Source organism: Bacillus sp. FSL W8-0519 (assembly GCF_038005585.1).
Lineage (GTDB): Bacteria > Bacillota > Bacilli > Bacillales > Bacillaceae_G > Bacillus_A > Bacillus_A paranthracis.
The window spans coordinates 3,112,584-3,134,782 of the sequence record NZ_JBBOTL010000001.1 but is presented as its reverse complement, the minus strand read 5'-3'; the positions used below and the strand labels follow the sequence as shown (position 1 = coordinate 3,134,782).

General features: G+C 34.6%; 26 protein-coding genes and 1 riboswitch. Of the genes, 19 read left to right on the top strand and 7 right to left on the bottom strand.

All coding sequences use genetic code 11. The features are described 5' to 3' along the window. Positions 1-14: 14 nt before the first annotated feature. From NST14_RS16400 to NST14_RS16385, 4 genes are all read left to right on the top strand, one after another. Positions 15-893 (top strand): energy-coupling factor transporter transmembrane component T, encoded by an 879-nt coding sequence (locus NST14_RS16400; RefSeq protein ID WP_002163588.1) that lies wholly within the window; start codon positions 15-17, stop codon positions 891-893. Further along, the gene (locus tag NST14_RS16395; RefSeq protein ID WP_033688067.1) at positions 866-2,527 is read left to right on the top strand and encodes an ABC transporter ATP-binding protein; all 1,662 of its coding nucleotides are present in this window, start codon (positions 866-868) and stop codon (positions 2,525-2,527) included. The genes NST14_RS16400 and NST14_RS16395 overlap by 28 nt, the downstream gene beginning before the upstream one ends. Beyond that, positions 2,500-3,201, top strand: a complete 702-nt coding sequence (locus NST14_RS16390; protein ID WP_002170204.1) for an ECF transporter S component — start codon at positions 2,500-2,502, stop codon at positions 3,199-3,201. Before NST14_RS16395 ends, NST14_RS16390 begins: the two co-directional genes overlap by 28 nt. A gap of 183 nt (positions 3,202-3,384) precedes the next feature. After that, entirely contained in the window at positions 3,385-4,107 is a 723-nt protein-coding gene (locus NST14_RS16385) for a YwiC-like family protein (protein ID WP_061130529.1), read from the top strand. A 32-nt stretch (positions 4,108-4,139) separates the two neighbouring features. Here NST14_RS16385 and NST14_RS16380 read toward each other — a convergent pair whose 3' ends face one another. Next, complete coding sequence (locus tag NST14_RS16380; protein ID WP_000545001.1) at positions 4,140-4,331, bottom strand: hypothetical protein; 192 nt, start codon at positions 4,329-4,331, stop codon at positions 4,140-4,142. A gap of 122 nt (positions 4,332-4,453) precedes the next feature. Continuing rightward, positions 4,454-4,552: riboswitch (SAM riboswitch) on the top strand. Between the two features lie 100 nt (positions 4,553-4,652). Here NST14_RS16380 and NST14_RS16375 point away from each other — a divergent pair. From NST14_RS16375 to NST14_RS16360, 4 genes are all read left to right on the top strand, one after another. Continuing rightward, positions 4,653-4,910, top strand: a complete 258-nt coding sequence (locus NST14_RS16375; protein ID WP_000171478.1) for a hypothetical protein — start codon at positions 4,653-4,655, stop codon at positions 4,908-4,910. A gap of 203 nt (positions 4,911-5,113) precedes the next feature. Next, a complete protein-coding gene (locus NST14_RS16370) occupies positions 5,114-5,551 on the top strand; it encodes an SWIM zinc finger family protein (RefSeq protein WP_003267103.1) in 438 nt (145 codons plus the stop codon). Between the two features lie 23 nt (positions 5,552-5,574). Next, positions 5,575-6,150 carry an NAD(P)H-dependent oxidoreductase gene (locus NST14_RS16365; protein WP_001101676.1) on the top strand — a complete coding sequence of 192 codons (576 nt, stop codon included), beginning with the start codon at positions 5,575-5,577 and terminating at the stop codon, positions 6,148-6,150. Continuing rightward, complete coding sequence (locus NST14_RS16360) at positions 6,147-6,500, top strand: group-specific protein (protein WP_229142821.1); 354 nt, start codon at positions 6,147-6,149, stop codon at positions 6,498-6,500. Before NST14_RS16365 ends, NST14_RS16360 begins: the two co-directional genes overlap by 4 nt. 40 nt (positions 6,501-6,540) lie before the next feature. Here the strand turns inward: NST14_RS16360 and NST14_RS16355 are convergent, their stop codons facing one another. After that, entirely contained in the window at positions 6,541-7,887 is a 1,347-nt protein-coding gene (locus NST14_RS16355; RefSeq protein ID WP_046198436.1) for a short-chain fatty acid transporter, read from the bottom strand. A 408-nt stretch (positions 7,888-8,295) separates the two neighbouring features. On the opposite strand from NST14_RS16355, the gene alo reads away from it, so the two are divergent. From alo to NST14_RS16335, 4 genes are all read left to right on the top strand, one after another. Continuing rightward, entirely contained in the window at positions 8,296-9,834 is a 1,539-nt protein-coding gene (gene alo / locus NST14_RS16350; RefSeq protein WP_229142820.1) for an anthrolysin O/cereolysin O family cholesterol-dependent cytolysin Alo, read from the top strand. Between the two features lie 332 nt (positions 9,835-10,166). After that, the gene (locus tag NST14_RS16345; RefSeq protein ID WP_000813654.1) at positions 10,167-10,724 is read left to right on the top strand and encodes a TetR/AcrR family transcriptional regulator; all 558 of its coding nucleotides are present in this window, start codon (positions 10,167-10,169) and stop codon (positions 10,722-10,724) included. 14 nt (positions 10,725-10,738) lie between these two features. Next, positions 10,739-11,101 carry a DMT family transporter gene (locus NST14_RS16340; protein WP_001198606.1) on the top strand — a complete coding sequence of 121 codons (363 nt, stop codon included), beginning with the start codon at positions 10,739-10,741 and terminating at the stop codon, positions 11,099-11,101. Then, the gene (locus NST14_RS16335) at positions 11,098-11,517 is read left to right on the top strand and encodes a YvaD family protein (RefSeq protein ID WP_001080897.1); all 420 of its coding nucleotides are present in this window, start codon (positions 11,098-11,100) and stop codon (positions 11,515-11,517) included. Before NST14_RS16340 ends, NST14_RS16335 begins: the two co-directional genes overlap by 4 nt. Before the next feature lie 161 nt (positions 11,518-11,678). On the opposite strand, the gene NST14_RS16330 is transcribed toward NST14_RS16335, so the two are convergent. After that, a complete protein-coding gene (locus tag NST14_RS16330; RefSeq protein WP_000066859.1) occupies positions 11,679-12,221 on the bottom strand; it encodes a transcriptional regulator in 543 nt (180 codons plus the stop codon). A gap of 125 nt (positions 12,222-12,346) precedes the next feature. Between NST14_RS16330 and NST14_RS16325 the strand changes: the two genes are divergently transcribed. The 3 genes from NST14_RS16325 to NST14_RS16315 are packed head-to-tail and all read left to right on the top strand — an operon-like array spanning position 12,347 to position 14,273. Beyond that, a complete protein-coding gene (locus NST14_RS16325) occupies positions 12,347-12,586 on the top strand; it encodes a PLD nuclease N-terminal domain-containing protein (protein ID WP_001175969.1) in 240 nt (79 codons plus the stop codon). Continuing rightward, positions 12,583-13,488 (top strand): ABC transporter ATP-binding protein, encoded by a 906-nt coding sequence (locus NST14_RS16320; RefSeq protein WP_000764115.1) that lies wholly within the window; start codon positions 12,583-12,585, stop codon positions 13,486-13,488. Before NST14_RS16325 ends, NST14_RS16320 begins: the two co-directional genes overlap by 4 nt. Further along, a complete protein-coding gene (locus tag NST14_RS16315; RefSeq protein ID WP_109629862.1) occupies positions 13,485-14,273 on the top strand; it encodes an ABC transporter permease subunit in 789 nt (262 codons plus the stop codon). Before NST14_RS16320 ends, NST14_RS16315 begins: the two co-directional genes overlap by 4 nt. Before the next feature lie 420 nt (positions 14,274-14,693). Here the strand turns inward: NST14_RS16315 and NST14_RS16310 are convergent, their stop codons facing one another. The 3 genes from NST14_RS16310 to NST14_RS16300 form a co-directional block, all read right to left on the bottom strand. Continuing rightward, positions 14,694-15,953, bottom strand: a complete 1,260-nt coding sequence (locus tag NST14_RS16310) for a serine hydrolase domain-containing protein (protein WP_229142819.1) — start codon at positions 15,951-15,953, stop codon at positions 14,694-14,696. 100 nt (positions 15,954-16,053) lie between these two features. Continuing rightward, entirely contained in the window at positions 16,054-17,253 is a 1,200-nt protein-coding gene (locus NST14_RS16305) for an MFS transporter (RefSeq protein WP_001190334.1), read from the bottom strand. 15 nt (positions 17,254-17,268) lie between these two features. Continuing rightward, the gene (locus tag NST14_RS16300) at positions 17,269-17,685 is read right to left on the bottom strand and encodes a MarR family winged helix-turn-helix transcriptional regulator (RefSeq protein ID WP_000343680.1); all 417 of its coding nucleotides are present in this window, start codon (positions 17,683-17,685) and stop codon (positions 17,269-17,271) included. A 175-nt stretch (positions 17,686-17,860) separates the two neighbouring features. Between NST14_RS16300 and phaZ the strand changes: the two genes are divergently transcribed. The 4 genes from phaZ to NST14_RS16280 all read left to right on the top strand — a co-directional run bounded on the left by phaZ (position 17,861) and on the right by NST14_RS16280 (position 20,560). Beyond that, complete coding sequence (phaZ, locus tag NST14_RS16295; RefSeq protein ID WP_229142818.1) at positions 17,861-18,778, top strand: intracellular short-chain-length polyhydroxyalkanoate depolymerase; 918 nt, start codon at positions 17,861-17,863, stop codon at positions 18,776-18,778. A 60-nt stretch (positions 18,779-18,838) separates the two neighbouring features. Then, positions 18,839-19,066 (top strand): hypothetical protein, encoded by a 228-nt coding sequence (locus tag NST14_RS16290; protein WP_000546480.1) that lies wholly within the window; start codon positions 18,839-18,841, stop codon positions 19,064-19,066. A 113-nt stretch (positions 19,067-19,179) separates the two neighbouring features. Continuing rightward, entirely contained in the window at positions 19,180-20,376 is a 1,197-nt protein-coding gene (locus NST14_RS16285; RefSeq protein ID WP_074543637.1) for an MFS transporter, read from the top strand. Further along, entirely contained in the window at positions 20,360-20,560 is a 201-nt protein-coding gene (locus NST14_RS16280; protein ID WP_000166303.1) for an NETI motif-containing protein, read from the top strand. Before NST14_RS16285 ends, NST14_RS16280 begins: the two co-directional genes overlap by 17 nt. A gap of 179 nt (positions 20,561-20,739) precedes the next feature. On the opposite strand, the gene NST14_RS16275 is transcribed toward NST14_RS16280, so the two are convergent. Then, positions 20,740-21,822, bottom strand: coding sequence for an S-layer homology domain-containing protein (locus NST14_RS16275; protein ID WP_074532946.1), 1,083 nt, complete (start codon positions 21,820-21,822; stop codon positions 20,740-20,742). Positions 21,823-22,199: the final 377 nt, after the last annotated feature.

The following is a 22,199-nucleotide window of genomic DNA, read 5'->3' as shown; positions in this document are numbered from 1 at the left end:
TTCGGTAAAGGACTATGAAAATAAGTTTTTCTTCTTTACATCCTTTTGTGAATTTTTTCTATTATATCGGGGTGATGATACTATGTATGATGTGTCTTCATCCTCTTTTTTTAATTGGAGCAATACTATTAATTGTTATTTTAAATGTGATGCAAGGGAATAGCGAAAAGGTAAGAAAGATGTTACCGAGCACAATCGTTTTCTTTTTTATGGTCATTTTATTTAATTCGCTATTAACACATAGAGGCCGAACTACGTTATTTTGGTTAGGTGATAGCCGTATTAAACTTGAGGCAATTATGTTTGGAGTAGTAATGGGGTTATTACTAGTGGCGATTATGTTTACGTTTGCTTCGTATAATGATATTATTTCAAGTCATAAATTTTTATATTTGTTTTCTAGAATTTCACCGAAAGTAGCATTGTTAACGATGATTACAGTGAGATTTGTTCCTTTGTTTATGAGAAGATTACAGAAAATAACACTCGTCCAAAAGACGAAAGGTGTACAGGTAGATGCAGGTTCCATTGTGGAACGTGTGAAAAATGGTATGCAACTATTGCAAGTATTATTAATTTGTTCATTGGAAGATGCACTGCAAACGGCAGATTCTATGCAAGCTCGTGGATTTGGTGTAACGAAACGTACGACATATATTCGCTATAGAATGGAAAAACGAGATTGGTATACGCTCAGTTATTTAAGTATTCTATTTATAGTTGCTATTATATGTAGTACGTATGGTGGGGGAAAGTTAATCATTTATCCGAAAGTTGAATCTATTTTATTTCAGCAATATGATGGGATGATGTTTGTTGTATTTACGATGTTTATTAGTTTACCAATCATAATGGAAGGAAGGGAATGGATATGGTGGCGCATGCAGAAATAAACAATTTATCATTTGTATATGCTGATGAAAACGAAGAAGCGTTACAGCATATTTCTCTTTCTGTTCAAAAAGGAGAGTTTATTGCACTTGCTGGAGGATCAGGATCTGGAAAGACGACTTTATTAAAACATTTTAAAAAGGAATTACTTCCAATCGGTAAGCGTACTGGGGATACATATTATGATGGTACTTTATTAGAAAATGTACCGGATTTGTTATCTGCTCAAGAAATTGGTATGGTATTTCAAAATCCAGAAAATCAACTCGTAATGGATACAGTAATTCAAGAATTAGCGTTTTCTTTAGAAAATATTGGATTACCATCACATATTATTCAAAAAAGAATAGCAGAGCTTATTAGTTTCTTAGGATTTCAAGATTTATTGCATCAATCTGTTCATACGTTATCTGGCGGACAGAAGCAACTTGTTAATTTAGCTGCCGTATTAGTAATGCAACCGAAATTATTATTATTAGATGAACCGACAGCGCAGTTAGATCCAATTGCCGCAAAAGAGTTTTTAGGATTGTTAAAGCGTATTAATGAAGAACTTGGAATTACGATCGTTTTAAGTGAACATCGTTTAGATGAAGTAATACCACTTGCAACGCGCGTTATTTGTATGAGTAACGGCCAAATCGTGTATGACGGTAGTCCGAAAACGGTTGTAGCAAATATGTGGGAAGTAGAAAAGTTCCGGCCATTTATTCCGCAAATTCCAAGATTGTTTTTAGAGTGGAATACGAAAGATATTCCGTTTACAGTGCGAGAAGCGCAAATGAAAATGAATGATTTTTCAGCGATGTCATATGTAAGTGAGCCAATAGCACAAAGTGAAAAGCAAGAAGTCATTTTAAGTGCCGAGCATATTTCATTCCAATATGAAAAAAATAGTCCGCTCATTTTACGAGATTTAACAGTATCGATTGAAAAAGGAAAATGGGTAGCTCTCGTTGGAAAGAATGGGACAGGGAAGTCTACACTGTTAACGCTTTTAGCTGGATTGCAAAAAGCGAGAAGAGGGAAAGTAAAGTGGAATGGGAAAGTGATACATAAAGTTGATTCGAAAGAACGATTTAAAAGTATTGGGTATGTATCACAGCATCCGTATTATCATTTTACATTTGATACAGTGTGGGACGAAGTGTATGAACGAGCGCGTGAATTATATGGAGAACAAGGAAACGAAATAGCAGAACATCAGCTTAAAAAGTTTTGGCTATATGCACTTAAAGAACGCCATCCACATGATTGTAGCGGGGGAGAGCAACAACTACTTGCATTATGTACAACGTTATTATCAAAGCCGACTTTATTATTACTGGATGAACCGACAAAGGGACTCGATCCATGGAAGAAAGAGAGAGTAGGAGAGTTATTTAGGAAACTGCAAAAAGAAGGTACAACAATTGTAATGGCAACGCATGATATTGAGTTTGCAGCGAAATACGTGGATCAATGTATGATGTTATTTGATGGAGCAGTCATTATGAATGATGCACCGAAAGAATTTTTTAGTGGCAACTTCTTTTATACAACATCTATCAATCGATTCATTCGAAAAGAATTGCCATATGCATTAACGTGGGAGGATGTGTACGAAGCGTGTCCAAACGATATGTTGCATTCATAATATGTATTTTTGCAGTAATAATAGGCACATTACTCTTTACTACACTTATCATGGATGGGTATTACATGTTAAGTAGTTTGTTTTTATTAGTCGTTATTATGTTACCTTTCTATATCCGCTTTGAAAGAAAGGCGTTTGTTTCACGTGAAATTGTTCTCGTTGCCGTGTTAGCAGCAATTGCAGCAGTGAGCCGCGTACCATTTTCTATTTTACCGAGTGTACAACCGACTTCTTTTGTTATTATCGTTTCTGCAATCGTGTTCGGAAGTGAAACTGGATTTATGATCGGGGCAACAGCGGCGATTGTGTCTAATATCTTTTTAGGACAAGGTCCGTGGACGCCGTGGCAAATGTTTTCATGGGGTATGATTGGTTTTATAGCTGGATTATTACGTAATACGTTCTTAATGAAAAAGCTATGGGGAAGACTACTATACGGATTGTTTGTTGGATTTTTATTTGGCTGGATCATGAATTTCTGGGGACTTCTCGGTTTTATACGAGAGGCAACGTGGGAAACAGTCATTTCGTATTATATCGCAAGTTTTTATTTCGATTTGAGCCATGCAATTTCGAATGTTGTTTTCTTACTATTATTTAGTACGTCTTGGATTACGATTCTTACAAGATTTAAAAAGAAATATGGCATATTGGATAAGCATAACATGGTATAGAAAAGCATACTCATATAAGGTAGGGTCGCGACTTACATATTCGTTTGCCTCTTTCATGCTTCTTACATATTGTAAGGAGCATTTTTTATTGTCAAAAAATAGTCCAATATATATCCGTTACTATATAAAATTATTTGTATAATAGTAGGTGAGAATTATTTTCAAAAGGGAGGTGTATAGTTAATGAAGTTAGTTATTCCGAAGCAACATGGTGCATGGGCGATGCTTGTTATACCATTTCTATTAAGTGTCATACTTGGGAAACCTACTATGTATCATATTCCATTGTTTTTAGCTTGGTTCTTTATCTATTTAGCTACGTATCCATTTCTTATGTACATAAAACAAAAACGGAAAAAAGAGTATTTACATGCTTCAATTGTATATTTTATTATTGCGGTCATATTTGGGATGATTTCTCTACTATATGAATGGCGCATTCTTTTATTCGTAATAGTCATGATTCCATTCTTTATAGTAAATATGTATTACGCTCGTCAAAAAAATGAAAGAGCATTATTAAATGACGTTAGTGCAATTATTGTTTTCTGTATAGGTGGTTTAGTTAGTTATTATTTTTCAATGAAACTGATAGATAAAACTGCATTATTTATTGCGCTTATTTCATTTTTATATTTTTTAGGAAGTACGTTTTATGTGAAAACGATGATACGTGAGAAAAATAATCCGAAGTATCGTTATATATCTTGGGGTTATCATATCATGTTAACGGTCATCGTATTTGCTATTAATCCGTTGTGTTCTCTTATTTTTATACCAAGTGTCATTCGAGCCATTATATTGTATGGCAAAAAAATTTCTATTATAAAAGTAGGGATTTTAGAAATTGTGAATTCTGTATATTTTTTAATCATAACGGCAATAATTATGAAGTATGCCATTTGAAAAAACTTCCCACCTTATGATGGGAAGTTTTTTCAATCTTGTTCTAAAATGTGAACGGTGTAATCGCAGCGTTGAATAGCTTGTTCGATCGCATAAAGAGATTGCTCAATACGAGCGCGATTAAAATCTTTTTCAACAGTCTGTAATGCTGCTTCTAAACATTGTTTTGCTTCTTGTAATGATTGAAAAGAGTCTTGGACATATCCGCGGGCATTTTCGTGCATTTCATAATCCTCCTTGCATACTCATATATGTATAGTATGAACAGTAAAGAAGAAAATATAATTTGTTATATTTGTTTGACAATTGAAATGAAATTACGTATAGTAAGAATTAAGTGAATATTTTCTTATCCAGAGAGGTGGAGGGACTGGCCCGATGAAACCCAGCAACCGCGATGCAGGTGCTAATTCCAGCAGAACAAATTTGTTCTGGGAGATAAGACGAAGATATATACGTAACTTCTTCTTATCGGAGAGGTTTTTTTATTGCAAAAAAACCGATTACGAAAATTTATATTAAGAAGAAAGGGGTTGCGCGTTACTGTGACACTCGAAAAATACGTAAAACTGCGTAGTACAGTTTATGAATATATGATAGAGCAAGATAAGCCGATATCATTGTTAGATATTCAAGAACATATCGTTTCGCATCATGAAGGAAAATTCACGAAAAAGATGTTACATCAATTTTATTTATCAAGACTATTAGATGAACTGAAACTGGATGGGAAAATTACATTAGCTGATGAATATCTCTATACTGAAAAAGGGGTATTTTATAAGGCGAGAAAAGGGAGCTAAGCTCTCTTTTTTTGAAGTATGTAGAGTAAAAGACTGCTTAAGCAGCCTGATACAGGGAATGGTGTTGAGTGTGTAGTGTCAAAGATTGAATGTGCCTGAAAGAGGCACTTCATATCGGCTGCAAATGAAAAGAGACACCTTCGCCGAATAGGTGTCAGTCGTTTTGTCATATAGACTTGCTATTTGACAGTTATTAGAATAACATGCACAGGTTTGGAAGTCAAAAGGGAATTAAAGGAAGAGGTGTTGTTATGTACGCTTATTTGTTACATGATATAACAAAATGGATTCCTAAGTACATTATGGATAAAGGGTATGAATATTATGAAGAAGGACATGTAGAAGATGTTGAAATACAAGACAAGAAAATATTTGCTTTCGTTACTGGAAATGCAGGAGACTATGAAGTGATTATTGATCTTGAAGATTTTACAGAAAGTAGCTGCGAGTGTCCGTATGAGAATCTTTGCAAACATATGGCGGCAGTTGTTTATGATATTCAAAGTGCTGGTGAGAGTACGGTTAAATCGAAATTGCAAGGTTTAGAAAAAGAAGAGTTACTTACAGTATTAAACCGGTTGTTACAAAGTTCAAAAAACGTGCAAATTGTAGAGAAGATGTTAAAGAAGGGGAAACTTTAACTTATAAAGGGAGTTGTTTTGTAGTGAATGTACTTATTGTATACGCTCATCCTAGTCCTTCAAGTTTTAACGCGGCAATTTTAAATCATGTGCAAAAAGGACTACAGGAAACAAATCATTCAGTTACCGTACTTGATTTATATAAGGAGCAATTTGATCCAGTCCTTGTATTTAATGAAGAGAAGAAAAGACGTGACTTAGTAAATGAAGAAGAAACAGCTCGGTACAGGACATTAGTAGAAGAAGCGGATATGCTTCTATTCATCTATCCGATATGGTGGTGGGGGATGCCAGCTATTTTAAAAGGATTTATTGATCGTATTTTCGTTGCTGGATTTGCTTATAAATATGAAGGTGCTCTGCCTAAAGGGTTATTGAAAGGGAAGAAGGCGTGGGTGATTAATACGCTAGATTCACCGTTATGGTACGTCGCACTATTATATCGATCAGCAGATTGGATTATAATGAAGAGAGGTGTCTTACGTTTTTGCGGCATTCGCGATATAAAACGGTCAGTATTTCAATCTGTGAAAACGAGTAAACGAGAGAAGCGAGAAAAGTGGTTATTACAAATAGAAGAAAAGGCTCGTACATTATGAATGAAATCGATCGAATTATAAACTGTTGTGGGTATGATAACGAACTTTTTCGAACGTATATTACATGTTTACTTCAATTGAAGAAATGTAGCGAAACATTTCAGCAAATTCAAATACAATTAAGAAATGACTACTTGATAAGAGGAATTTGTGAAAGAGAAGTGGATGAAGTAGTAAGGGGAAGTAAAGAATATGATACATATTTTCTTCCTAAAGCATTACAGTGGGATTTCCTTAAGAACAATCCACATTTAATTGAAAAAGTATGTGAAGATTTTTTTGCATTTGAGGCATTATATCTTACGGAGATAGAGTGGAAGACCATAATAAATTGCGTGGGAAATAAATGATTTATTATGTAAAAAAGCTAGTATAAAACTAGCTTTTCGTTTAAATAAATAAGAAACATAGACTAATGATAAAACCTGCATATAGTAAGTTCACAACGCAAAATCCCATAATATCACGAGCACCTAAACCAGCTATCGCTAATGCTGGTAATGCCCAGAAAGGTTGAATTAAATTTGTCCAAGCATCGCCCCACGCAATGGCCATTGCTGTTTTTGCAGCAGGTACACCAAGTTCAGCGCCAGCGGGAATCATAATGGGTGCTTGCACAGCCCATTGACCGCCACCAGATGGAACGAAAATATTAACGATGCCAGCACTTAAAAAAGTAAAGAGCGGGAAAGTCGTTTCGTTTGAAATACTAATAAAGAAATTCGAAATAGCTCCTCCAAGTGAAAGGCCTTCACTATTTGCTCCAATCATCATCCCCATAATTCCTGCGTAAAACGGAAATTGAAGTAGAATGCCAGAAGCGCTTTTCGTAGAGTCTGAAAAAGCGCGAATATATTGAATCGGAGTACGGTGGAAAACGAGTCCAGCAATTAATAACATAAAAATAACGATGTCTAGCGTAAGGTTAAAGCCTTTCGTATAAAAGTAGTTGAAAATATAAATGAGACCTAACAATCCAACGCAAAGTGTAATAATGATACTATTTTCCATTTTCTCAGCGAACGTATTTTTCCCTACCTCTTGAGCGGCAGCTTCTTCATGAAACACGCTAGGGTCTACTGTAATCGTATGTTTTTCATCTGGATGCATCGCCTTATTAATGAGAGGCATCGTAACTAAAAAGATAATAACTGGAACGAGGGCGTATGGTGAGAATAACGTTTCAGTGATTGGAATCGCTTCTTTAATACTTCCAGCTGTCGTTTTCATTAACGTTTCTCCGCCTGTTGCTAACGTAAGAGGGATAGAAGCAGAAAGCCCCGCATGCCAAATGAGAAATCCAGAGTAAGAAGAAGCAATTGCCAGTCTATAATCTAATCCTTCCAGCTGTCTTGCTACTTCTTTTGCATATAAAACAGATACAACAATACCAAATCCCCAGTTTATGTACGCCCCTAGTAAACTTACGATTGAAATGGCAATAATACCTTGTCCATTCGTTTTCGGTAGTCTTGCCGCTTTCGTTAATCCTTTTTTAATAAGAGGGGCGTTTGCTAAAGCAGATCCTGTCACGAGTACAAGTGCCATTTGCATAGAAAAGGCGAGAAGTCCCCAAATGCCATTACCCCAGTGATTAATCATTTCCACAGGTGTTTGATGCGTTGCAAACATACCAAAGAAGATAACGAAAACAGTTAATAAACATGATAAAATAAACGGTTCTGGCAAGAAGCGTTGCACTAAGGCGACGCAACCATTAGTAAAAGAACGAAACAAAATAGATCAACCTCCTTATGTATATGTATTACAATTATTCGAGGTTGTTTCGTTCATAACCTCTTAAAAGTAGAAAATTCTGATATTTTTAGAAGGATTGAAATATGTTCAAGAAGAGTGGTAGCATCATCACCCTGACAGAAAAAGTTGCTTTTTCCCTAATATGAAATATTGCATATAAAAATGAATTGATGCAAATGTAAAAGCTTATTATAATGAAAGCATAAATATACAACACATCTTAATACAGCAAAGAGGAGGAAGGAATATGGAAATCGCAATGGCAGTTTTAAAATTTTTAGGTGGAGTAATTCCTTTAGTTCAAGAACTTTTAAAAGCGTTTATGTAAGTTTATTCGTTAGCTATCATATATCTATCATTATTATATCTTACTAAAAAAAGAACGGGGTGATTTTTCTGAACATTAAGAGAAATACCAAGAAAAGAAAGTTCCTTACATGTGTATTAGTTAGTCTATGCACTCTTAATTATTCATCTATTTCTTTCGCAGAAACACAAATCGGTCATGCAAATGATATAAATAAAAATGCTAGTAGCATTGATACTGGTATAGGGAATCTTACATATAATAATCAAGAGGTTTTAGCTGTAAATGGTGATAAAATAGAGAGTTTTGTTCCGAAAGAAAGTATCAATTCAAATGGTAAATTTGTAGTAGTGGAACGTGAGAAAAAATCACTTACAACGTCACCAGTCGATATTTCGATTATTGATTCTGTAGCGAATCGTACGTATCCAGGAGCTGTACAACTTGCCAATAAAGCTTTTGCAGACAATCAACCGAGTTTATTAGTGGCTAAGAGAAAGCCTTTGAATATTAGTATAGACTTACCTGGTATGAGAAAAGAAAATACAATCACTGTCCAAAATCCGACATATGGTAATGTAGCTGGAGCAGTAGATGATTTAGTATCTACTTGGAATGAAAAGTATTCCGCAACACATACGTTACCTGCAAGAATGCAGTATACAGAATCTATGGTTTATAGTAAATCACAAATCGCAAGTGCTCTTAATGTTAATGCTAAATATCTTGATAACAGTCTAAATATTGACTTTAATGCAGTTGCAAATGGAGAAAAGAAAGTGATGGTGGCGGCATATAAACAAATATTTTATACTGTAAGTGCTGAACTACCTAATAATCCATCTGATCTCTTTGATAATAGTGTTACTTTTGATGAGCTAACTCGTAAAGGAGTAAGTAATTCGGCTCCACCTGTTATGGTTTCAAATGTAGCTTATGGTAGAACGGTTTATGTAAAATTAGAAACAACATCTAAGAGTAAAGATGTACAAGCTGCTTTTAAAGCTTTACTGAAGAATAACAGCGTCGAAACGAGTGGACAGTACAAAGATATTTTTGAAGAAAGTACCTTTACTGCTGTCGTATTAGGTGGAGATGCGAAAGAGCATAACAAGGTTGTTACAAAAGATTTCAATGAAATCCGAAATATCATTAAAGATAATGCTGAATTAAGTTTTAAAAATCCAGCATATCCAATTTCATATACAAGCACGTTCTTAAAAGATAATGCAACTGCTGCTGTTCATAACAATACAGATTATATCGAGACGACAACTACAGAATATTCAAGTGCAAAAATGACACTTGATCATTACGGTGCTTACGTTGCACAATTTGATGTATCTTGGGATGAATTCACATTTGATCAAAATGGGAAAGAAGTACTAACACATAAAACATGGGAAGGTAGTGGCAAAGACAAAACAGCCCATTACTCTACAGTAATCCCTCTTCCACCAAATTCAAAAAATATAAAAATCGTAGCAAGAGAATGTACAGGTCTTGCATGGGAATGGTGGAGAACCATTATTAATGAACAAAATGTTCCATTAACAAATGAAATAAAGGTTTCAATTGGAGGAACAACATTATATCCGACGGCTAGTATTAGTCATTAGGTTGGAGCAAAGCGCCCTGTTTATAGGGCGCTTTTTTAATTAGGTGAAAGGTAGATCGGCGTTTCTCCCCATCAAGCTAAAAAAGAATATTTACCAACATAGCCTTATACAATTGCATTTAACTTTAGTTAAACTTTCATGTATGAGTGTTATTTTATACATTCACTTGATTGTTAAATATGCAGGTATGATTCTCAACGCTCTTATGTTTACCTGTTTTGAGCTAAAAATAAGAAAATTTGAAATGTTAGTTGTATACATTGTGTTAAATATTGTAAAATGGAATGGTACCAAAAAAACTAAATTGGTACCAAGGGTTTAGGGGGCGGATTATGAAACAAAGAATAGTAACAGAAACCATTCATCAAATTCAAACGAAGGGGTTTACATTTACAATTAGTGATTTAGCAAAACAATTAGCTGTCAGTAAGAGGACAATCTATGAGCACTTTTCTTCAAAAGATGAAATAGTAGATGAAGTTATTCGTAATGTAATAGAAAGTATTCAAGAAAAGGAAAAAAATATCGCTGAAGATGATACGTTACAAATAGTTGAAAAAATAAGACTCATCTTAATTTGCATTCCACAACAATTTACATTCATGGATGCACGTTTATTAGTAGAACTAAAAAAACATCATTATTACCAATGGTTAAAATTAGATGAGTTTTTACGTGAAGGCTGGTCTACTGTAATTGGTTTAATAGAAGAGGGAATGAGAGAAGGTAGCATAAGAAAAATTCAAATTCCGTTTTTTATTGAAGTGTATTTAGGGGCACTGAATCGCATATATGATCCTATGTTTATTGAAAAGAGTGATTATACATTGGGAAGTATGCTTGAATCGATTATGGACATGTTACTATATGGCATTTCTAATTCGAAATAGAAGGTGGGAGAGTAGTGCAGTGGATTTATTTATGCTTAGCAATTTTATTTGAGGTAGCAGGTACAACTGCAATGAAACTATCTGATGGATTAACGAAACTTGTACCAAGCATTCTTATTTTTGTATTTTATGTAGTAAGTTTTGCATTTCTGTCATTTGCATTAAAAGGGATGGAAATGTCCGTAGCATATGCGGTGTGGTCAGGTATGGGAATTGTAACGATTACAACAATTGGTTTTATTTATTTTGGAGAAAGTATCAATATAATTAAGATACTAGCAATTCTTTTTATTTTAGTTGGAGTCGTAATATTAAATTTTAATAGTACGGCACATGAAGCGAAGAAAAAAGAAATGGTGGAGGAACGTATACATTGAATCGATTAAAGTATTTTTTCTTTATTACTGATGTTGGGTTTGTTATATATTGGCTCATAACAATTTTTCATATGATTCCGCAAGAATATTTGTTTAAAGATTATGAAGATCCTATTTTAGTAGCATGGAATTGGTCTTTCCTGCCTCTAGATTTGTTAATCTCGTTAACGGGATTTTTAAGTTTGTATTTGCATTCTAAACAAAAACATACTTGGAGCCACTTTGCATTTCTATCATTAATTTTAACTTTTTGCTCAGGGTTACAAGCTCTAGCATTTTGGACAATTCGTTTAGATTTTGATATGTCTTGGTGGATCCCTAATTTATATTTGTTAGTTTACCCATGCTTCTTTTTTAAAAGTTTTTGGAGAGAGTGTGGATCGTATGAGATTAACACGAGAAAAGAATTCATGTAATATAGATAGCAACTTTAAGCACATTCGAATTCTAGATTTTAAAACATTTCAGTTTCTAGATCCGTTTTTTTCGCCAGCCATACAGCAAAAGTCAAAATGAAGATAGCCGATGATTCCTACGGTAAGGAATCATCGGCTTGTATTATGTATGTTGAGTGAGTTCACGTTTCTGGAATAATTGTAATAGCGATGGTCCGAACCGGAGCCTCTATTTCATCTTTATTTTGGCTATTGTAGTATTTAATCATTAATTCGTTAAGTTCGCTTTGAAATTTTCCAAAGCGTTCTTCATCTAGCTTTAATTCCACTACAGAAAAAGTAGCAGTATCTTCTTGACTGTTTTGTTCCTCTAATTTCTTAAGGTAACTTTGATATTGTGTCATAAGTGATAACTGATAATAGGAAATGTAGTTTAATTTTTCATCATCAGATAAGCCTTTCCATTCACTTCCTTCAATTTTTGCATCTTCTTCATTGATTGCGTAATATTTTTCAGAAACAGATTTTACCTTTTTTTCTTTAATTACATGGACGATACCAGAATCAACCATAGTTTGTAGCTGTCTATATAGTGTAGCTTGTGGTACATTTTTAATGATTTTTACCATTTCTAATGGTGTTAGCCCATTTTCCTTATTTCTCATTAACACTTGGCAAATTTTCATTCTTACTGGATGCATTAAAATTTCAACTTTATTACTCATTCGCTCACCTTATTTATCATATATTTTTATTCTCATTATAAATAATGAGAATAATGTTTGCAATTCATTCGTTTATGATTTATCATTATCAATAATGAGAATGAATTTAGGGAGGAATGACAATAATGCAACTACATTATGGATTGAATGATCTTAAAGACATTGATATTATGACTTTTCTACCTATTATATTGCCAGTTATTGCAGTGGGGGCACTTTTAGTTTTTATTGCATTCATTGATTTATACCGACATAGAAAAACAAGAAAAAATGTACTTGTATGGACGTTCATTATTCTTTTCGTTAATGTATTGGGACCTATTTTCTACTTCGTTATAGGGAGAAAGGACAGTGAGAAATTATGAAACTAGAGATTAAAAATGTAACAAAATCATTTAAAGGAAAAACTGCTGTCAATAATTTCTCGATGGAACTGCAAGCGGGGGAATGCGTCGGATTAATTGGACCAAACGGAGCAGGAAAATCTACATTAATAAAAGTAATTTCGGATATTACTAATCCAACTGCTGGTGAAGTTTTATTGAATGGGATAAAAATATCAAAAATGAAAAGTGAAATTGGTTATCTACCTCAATATCCTAATTTTTTTCATTGGATGACAGCGAGAGAAACGCTTATGTTTATGGGCCAACTTTCGGGATTGAATAAAGTAGAATTGTCAAAGTCAATTCCAGAAATTTTAGAGAAAGTTGGACTAAAAGGGGAAGAAAACGAAAAGGTTAGTACATTTTCTGGTGGAATGAAACAACGACTTGGTATTGCACAAGCATTATTGCATAAACCTTCGCTTATTGTCATGGATGAACCGGTATCCGCATTAGATCCAATCGGCCGGCGAGAAGTATTGAATCTGATTGAAGAAATAAAAAAAGATACAACCATTTTATTATCAACCCACATCTTAAGCGATGCAGAAGAAATCTGTGAACGATTTGTCATTATAAAAGATGGAACAAAAATAGAAGACACAACGATTACCGAACTTTTACACCGTAATAGTAAAAATAAATTGATTATTGAAATAACAACTAAAGATCAAAAGTGGATTGAAGTTGTAAAAAAATTACCGTATGTGAAGGACGTAGAAGTGGTTGGGCTTAAAATCAAAGTAAAGGTTGAAAGTATTGAAATAAATAAAAATATGTTACTGCAAAATGCACTCGAACATAAAGTGAACATCGTTAAATTTGAAATGAGCAACGATACTTTAGAAGAAATTTTTTTGAAATTGGTGGTGCAAAAATGAATAACACAATGGTATTGATAAAAAAAGAATATGTTCAAATGTTACGTGATTTTAAGATCATTTGGCTACCAATTGTTTTTATATTTTTAGGCGCGACACAACCGATAGTAACTCATTATTTACCATCAATTCTAGAAGCATTAGGTGGAGGGCAGGGAATTATCATTGATCCAAATATGGCAACACAAAAAGGAGGCGAAGTATTAGCAAGTACTTTGGGATCCCAGTTTGATCAGCTCGGACTTATGATTCTAGTGATATCTATGATGGGTACTATTCAAACAGATAAAGCCAATGGTATGTTGGCTTTTATTTTAACAAGACCCGTTACTGTTACTTCATATGTAGGTGGGAAAATAGTGGCCAACTATTTAATGGTAGCTTGTAGTGTAACAATTGGATACGTTACTTCTTATCTATATGTAAATTCTCTTTTTACTGCCGTTCCATTTGCGCACCTAATTACTGGATTACTATTGTATCTAATTTGGATTCTTTTTATCGTATCTTTCACAACAATGATAAGTACTATTTTTCACAGTCAAGGTATGATTGCATTAATTTCAATTGTTTTCCTTTTAGCCTGTAGAGTAATCGTCGGTTTGAATCCAATAATGGATTTGCTTAATCCAGCAAGTATGAGTAAGTATGCAATGGAAACGTTAGTTACGGGGGGCGTACATTCAAACGCAATAATTACAGGAGTACTAACTATAGTTTGGATCTTATTGACACTCTTCGTAACGTATTATTGGATTGCTAATAAAAAATTTAATGATGAATAACCGTTATGAGGGTAATGGTTTTAAGTAAAACACCCCAACAAGAAAAAGCTTCCACTACTGTGGAAGCTTCTCTAACTGAAAGTGTTGGAAGTACTACGAGAACAGTAGTGCCATATGAATAAGGGACAATAAAAAAATTCTGGATGCAAGAGGATTTTTTTATTGGGAATAGTAAGGAGGAGGGGAGGTGTATTACATATGGGAAAAGGTAGAAGTAATAATGCTGGTAAAAAGCAACCAAATTTCGATGATTCATCTAATTTCGCTAAACAAAGTCAACCGACAGAAAAGAAGAAGAAATAAAAAAAGGAGCTCTCTTTATGAAGAGAGCTCCTTTTTTAGATATATTTATGTTTCAACACAACAGATTGTGTGTTCAATTAAATAGTCATACATGTAAGGTTTAAACTCCTGCTTCCACTACTGTGGAAGCTTCTCTAAATGATGTGCAATATCAATATACATATTAGAGTAAACGGAGTGGATTTCATTACTTGGCGTAGCGTTAGAAGAGAAGTGGACAATTACCATATTCGCTTTCGGATCGATGTAAAGTGTTTGTCCGTAACTACCTAACACTTCAAAAGCACCTTGTTCATTGTGCGGAATCCACCATTGATTATGATAAGAAATGGAAGCTCCAGGGCCAACTGCAAGTTCACCTTCTTGAACATTTTTTATATCTTCAGTAATAGAAGAAGGGAGAATTTGTTTTCCGTTATATTCCCCGTTATTTAATAATAATTGTCCGAATCTCGCCATATCTCTAGCAGTTGCATTTAAACCAGCGCTCGCTTGTTCTATTTTTGTTTCATCTGTAACGTAATACGCGTTTTCTTCCATACCAATTTGAGACCATATGCGCTCGCTAACATTTTCAGCTAATGATTTACCTGTGATCGTTCGAATAATCCAAGCGAGTGTTTCTGTTGATCCGTTATCGTAAGAAAAATCGGAACCAGGCGGTGCAGTTTCTTCTGCTTCTTGTAACATATCATAAATTTTCATGGGACCATCGTAATTTTTACCTCGAGGTAAAATATTGCTTGCCAAGTATAGTTGTGCATCTTGATTTTCTAACGCTGGGTGTTCATAGCCGTGAGTGGGGTATTCCACAGAAACTTGCATGTCCATTAATTGCTGCAGTGTTGCTTTTCCGAACGGTGTATTTTTTAATTCTTTTATATATGTGTCAGCTGTTTTTTCTAAGTCAATACGGTTTTCTTCAGCGAGAGATTGTATCATTGCTCCAGTAAAAACCTTTGCTAATGACGCCATACCATGCGGTTCGCTCTCGTTATATCCATTGAAATATCGTTCATAAACAAGTTGTCCATTGTGTACAACGACAAACGCATCTGTTTTGTTATCATCTAAAAGTTTTTTTAGAGGAGTTGTATTTCCAAATCTACGCTCTACAGCAAAATCGTCTAAGTTTTGCAATGCGGTAGAGAAGTGAAAAACGTGATCCGGGTTATTTTTCACCTCGTTAATTAAAGTGAATTCTTTCATATGTGTATACGACCAACGTAAGTAGGGATCATCTAGCCAATTTTTTTTCGTCACGTTATTTTTCGATGGGATTGTTTTATTGTGTTTGAAGTATGTAAAACCGAGCCCTGTAATTACAAATATGAATGTGATTATGAGTAAGAGTAGGGGAGATTTTTTTAGTTTCATATCGGTCCCTCCTTTTTATTTCTACTATTAGTATACGCGTCTATTGAAAGAAATACAAAATAAGGAAAGTAAACGGGGAAGTTTACTTTCCTTATAAAAGTTAAGCGGATATTTGTCCGTCTGTACGTTGTTTCTTGAATTTTTGTTTTCGTCCGTGTAATCCATAGTATAAAAGTAAAGTGAACGCAACGATAATAGCTGCGATAAAATACATATTATGATAGCTTGATTTCGCTGCGACGATACCTAAAATGAAAGAACCAAAGCCAATACCACTATCAAAGAATGAGAAGTACGTAGCTGTCGCAGAACCACGTCGATGGTTTGGAGCAGCAGAAATCGCAATCGTTTGGAAGCTAGGAATTAATGTTCCATAACCTAAACCGATTAACATACCTGCGCCAAGGAACCAAAATGAAGTTTGTGCTTGGCTTAAAATGAACATCCCAATTGTGAAAATAATAATAGCTGGATAAACAAGTACGTTTTCACCGAAGCGATCAAAAATCTTACCTGTAAATGGACGAGAAATGACAACAACAAGTGCATATAAAATAAAGAAGTAACTTGCAATATCAGCTAAACCGAGCTCTTTTGCATAAATAGGAATAAAGGATAAAATACCACTATAAGAAAAGGCTAAAACAAATCCTGTAAGAGCGATTGGAATAGAAGATGGTTCAAGTAAGTCTTTCCATTTCATTTTTTCTCGTTTTTGTTTGCTTACAGGTGCTTCATGCGGAATATTGACAAGTAGTCCTAATAAAAATGCAAGTAATGAAAATACGGAACAAACGATAAATAATACAGTAAACGAAAAATGAGAAATAATTGTTAAACCTAAAAAAGGACCAATTACCATCGGCAGACTCATAAATACGCCGAAATAGGCAAGTGCTTCGCCTCGTCTATGAGCTGGCGCAACATCTGTGACAATCGTACCAGTTGCAGTTGTTGCCATACCGAACCCAATACCATGTAAGAAGCGAAGGGCTAGTAATAAAAATAAACTTTGTGCACCGAAATACATAACGGTAGCGGCTAAAAATAGTGAAAGTGAAATAAATAATATTTTCTTTCTTCCTAAATCATCGAGCCATTTTCCTGTGAATGGTCGACACAAAACAGATGAAATAAGAAAAACAGTTGCAACTAAACCAATTTCCTCAGGTTTTCCTTTTAGGCCGTCTATTACATAGACGGGTAAAGTAGTCATAAGCATATAAAATGTTAAGAAGAGAAATAGACTACTAAAACAAGTTCCGAGGAAATCCTTCGTCCAAAGTTTCTCACTTTGCATGGTCATCCCTCCAAGTTAATCTAAGTTTTTAATAATTTGTTGTAACACTTGAAATGCTTGATGTAAATCATCTTCGTTAATACCTTCTAACGTCTTTTCTTCAAAAGTATCAACTTCTTCTTGCCATACCGGAATCATTTTTATCGCTGTTTCTGATAAAGAAATGAGCTTCTCACGGCGATCTTTTCCTTCAGTACGAATAATCCATCCCATCGTTTCCATACGTGTTAACGTACGAGTCATCGTTGGTGATTCAACATTTAAATACTGACATAATTCTGTTTGCGTACAAGAACCAGTTTGATTAATACGGAAAATTACAGCCCATTGCGCACTAAATAACCCAGTGGGAGATACGCGTTCATTAAATTTCTTCGTAAACTTGCGAGAAGTCTGGCTGACAATGTGAAAAAAATGTTGTTTTTCGTCCATGTATGTTGATCCTTTCAAATTAGTTACCTAGCTAACTATATACTTTTTTATTATAATTGTCTAGTAATAGACATGTTGATTTATGTAAAAAATTCTTATAGGTTTTATGTTGCGAACGTATATTCTACGTGCTATTCTTTAAGTAAGTAAAGAATTTTCTTTCTATTTAAATAGAATGGGGGAACTTGTGATGATTAAGCCTGCAACAATGAAGTTTGTTTCACTATCGAACGGAGAAACGATTGCGTATCAGGAAGTTGGAAGGCAAAATACAGATATTCTTGTACTTATTCACGGGAACATGACATCGTCACAACACTTTGATTTAGTTATTGAAAAGCTGCAAGATCAATACCATATTTACGCTCTCGATTTAAGGGGATTTGGTCAATCAACGTATAATAAAGCGATAGATTCAATACAAGACTTTGCAGAAGATGTAAAATTATTTATCGACGGGTTAAAACTAAAGAAATTTTCATTAATGGGCTGGTCAATGGGCGGTGGTGTTGCAATGCAATTTACAGCGAATCACCCAACTTTTGTAGAAAAGTTAATTTTAGTAGAATCAGTGGGCATGAAAGGGTATCCGATTTTTAAAAAGGATATAAACGGGCAACCAATCGTATCAAGCTTAGTAAAGACGAAAGAAGAAATTGCACAAGATCCCGTACAGATTGCACCAGTGTTAGATGCGATAAAAAATATGAATAAATTATATTACCGTACAGTATGGAATTTATTAATATATACACATAATCAACCTGAACCAGACCGTTATGAAAAGTATTTAGACGATATGTTAACGCAACGTAATTTCGTAGATGTGAATTATGCGCTCATTACATTTAATATTTCAGATGAACATAATGGGGTTGTAGAGGGAAGTAAGCAAATTCATCATATTAAAGCGCCAACACTCGTCATACAAGGTGACAGAGATTATGTCGTACCACAAGTAGTCGGTGAGGAGTTAGCAAAACATTTGCAAAATGCAGAGTTGAAGGTATTAGAAGATTGCGGTCATTCGCCGTTTATTGATTGTTTAGATGTATTTATAAAGCATGTAGAGGATTGGTTAGAACAGAAATAATCCCCGAAATGAAAGGTATTGCATATACTATAACATTGTAAGTAAAAGGGGAGATTATCCATGCATCATCCGTTCTTCATTGCGCATTCTCCATATAATCATCATGTGTATACAAAAATGATGATAGCTCCGCTGTATATGCAAGTTTCACCAGTTGTAGTTCCGTTACAAATACAACAGCCACCAATTGTTCATTCGCATCATTATTTGTATGAAACTGCTTTTTATAAACATCCGTATTTCAAGCAATTCCATAACAATGTGAAAGCACAAGTTTGGGAAGGATAAAAAGCTAAAAGATTCATTCTTTTAGCTTCTTTTTTATTGCGAATATTCGTACACGCATTTGCAGAAACAGTTTATAATGAGAAGTGGAAAGCGTGAGAAGGAGAGGGAAAGGGATGTCGATACGTTTTACTTTTTGGATTATGGTTGGGATTGTAGCAATCTCGGGTTTGTCACAAGGAATGCTTTTACCGGCCATTGCAATGATTTTTGAACAAGAAGGGGTTAGTTCAAGTATTAACGGTATTCATGCGACAGCACTATACATTGGGATATTAGTGATCTCACCGTTTCTTGAAAAACCGATGCAAAAGTTTGGAATGAAGCCAATTATTGTGATTGGTGGGTTTCTCGTTATTATTTCATTATTCTTTTTTACACAAACATTTTCGTTTTGGGTATGGTTTATCCTTAGATTTCTAGTTGGCGTGGGAGATCATATGCTACATGTCGGAACACAAACATGGATTACGACAACATCGGATCCGAGTAAAATAGGTAGACAAGTATCGATATACGGTGTATTCTTCGGAATTGGTTTTGCCGTCGGTCCGTATTTAGCAAGCACAGTTCAGTACGGTCTTGCAACGCCATTTATTATATCTACTATACTTTGTCTAATAGGTTGGCTGTTATTATTACCAACAAAAAATGCATTCCCGGCGCAAGATGAAAGAGAAGTGAAGAGTGAATCATCATTTTCTCGTTATAAACAAGTTGTTGGATTAGGATGGATTGCACTGCTGGGACCACTTGCATATGGCGTACTGGAAGCAATGTTAAACAGTAACTTACCAGTATACGCGCTTCGAAAAGGATGGTCTGTTTCAGAAGTATCCTTCTTATTACCAGCATTTGCAGTTGGGGGCATTATTACACAAATTCCGCTCGGTATATTAAGTGACAAATACGGAAGGGATCGTATTTTAACGTGGACGTTCTGCATAAGTACGGGCATTTTCTTGCTTGCAGCCGTATTTGATCAATATTATTGGATCGTCTTTGCCTGCATGTTGTTAGCGGGTATGGTCATTGGATCGTGCTTCTCGTTAGGACTTGGATTTATGACAGATTTATTACCGAGACACTTATTGCCAGCAGGTAATATATTATCTGGAATTGCCTTTAGTTTAGGAAGTATACTGGGACCTGTATTAGGAGGCGTATTTATAGAAAAAATACAGTATACAAGCTTTTTTATTGCGGTTATGATTATAATGGGAATTCTCGCAATGTTATATATGATTTACATGAAGAATCAATTCGCATCAAGAAAAATAGAAAGTAGGTTAGGGCATGACAAAACAACCTAATAAAAAGAAATTTGAAGTACTCGAAAATGAAACAATTACAGACTGCTTAGCACGTATGGAACAAGAAGGCTACGCACCGTCTCGTCGCATGGAAGAGCCAATCTTTCATGAAGTGAAGAAAGACGGTAAAACAGTAGTTGAACCGTGCGGTAGGAAGATTGTTTTTGAGGGGAAATTGAAGTAATCCGAATAGCAAATTCTTTTTGTGGTATAGAGCCACCCAATTCATTTGAGTTGGGTGGATTTTTTTATACTGACCAATGAAAGACTAGGCTAAATGATCTTCATTTGTAAAGGTAGTATGGAGAGGGATTAACTGCATGTAAAAGTAAATGGAAGGATCTTTTTCTTGTTTGTAACTTATTAACGATCTTCACGTTTAGATATTTCAGCGCGTTGAATATAACCATCAGAGAAGCTGAAATAAAGAGAATAGCTTCCTCGATTGTATATAAAGCCTTCGCTAGTCATATCCTCTCCGATTAAATCGGGCTCACCAAACCACTCTTTTAATTCATCGATAGAAATATCCATTTTCACCCATATATATCTAGCGTCCCAAGGGTACATATCAATATTATAATCGCCGTATACCGCTATATTAGGTGCATCACATTCTGTACATGGTGCTTTTTTCAAAACATCAGGCACTCCATATTCTTTTTTTACTTCAGATATATCTTTACGCAATGAATTTAATGTAAATGGACCAAACGTTCCATTCTGTAAAGCGGTTGTTAACATTTGTTTCAGTTCTTCTTTTGAATTGATGTTGAAATTATAATGTCTGTTTTTTGCTATTGCATTATAGAAAAATTGTGCATACTGCTCACGCTTCACAAATGTGTTTCCGTTAAAATTACCGGACTCGTCACCTTGTGCTATACGGTTACTACGCAATGTATTTACAGCTTCATAAGCCCAATGACCTTTTGGTACGTCTTTAAATTTTCCTTGTTCTTTTGATTCTAAATGAAATGCTTTTTGTAATATTACTGCCATCTCATATCGAGTTAATACATCATCTGGACGGAATGTACCTGTTCCATCACCTGTCATAATTCCAGCTTGCGCAATGGCTTTAATATCTTTTTCAAACATATGATTTGTAATATCACTAAACATATTTCCTTGTTTATCGTCTACTTTTAAACCTAAATGTCGATTGACTAAAGAAGCTACCTGTCCTCTAGTAACATTGTCGCCAAAACCAAATTTCCCATTTCCATACCCCTTATAAATTCCTGCTGCTGCTAAGTAATCAATAGCATCTTTTGACCAGTGGTCCTTTGGTACATCTGTAAATACAGTGTTCGTATTGCTAGCTACCTTATAGCTATTCGTAGTTGTTTGTGCATTAGCTGTGCCTACCATCGTTGTAGTTACTAGTGCTGCGGTGATTACGAATCCGAAAAAATTTTTAGCTTTGCTTGTTTTCTTCCCCATTTGCGCAAGCCTCCCCAGTTTCATTTAACTTTATTAAATATACTCATTACGATGCATGCATTTAATACAACTAAATGCATGCATCGTAATTGTAACATGTAAGTTATAATTATTTGTCATTTATTTCCGTAATATGGATGGAATTTTGATAATATAACCAAAAATGTGGATAATTGATATTCAGCGTTATTTAATGATGATACATACAGTAAAATGTTCTGTTTTCCATTCTACGATAGAAAACAGAACGTATATTTGGTATAATCGAAATATACTATATGAAACGATGTACATGAGTTTGACATGTATGTATTAAGGTACGTACTACATAACAATAACTACGCTTTATACAAATCAATCGTTAGAAAGGAAAAGAA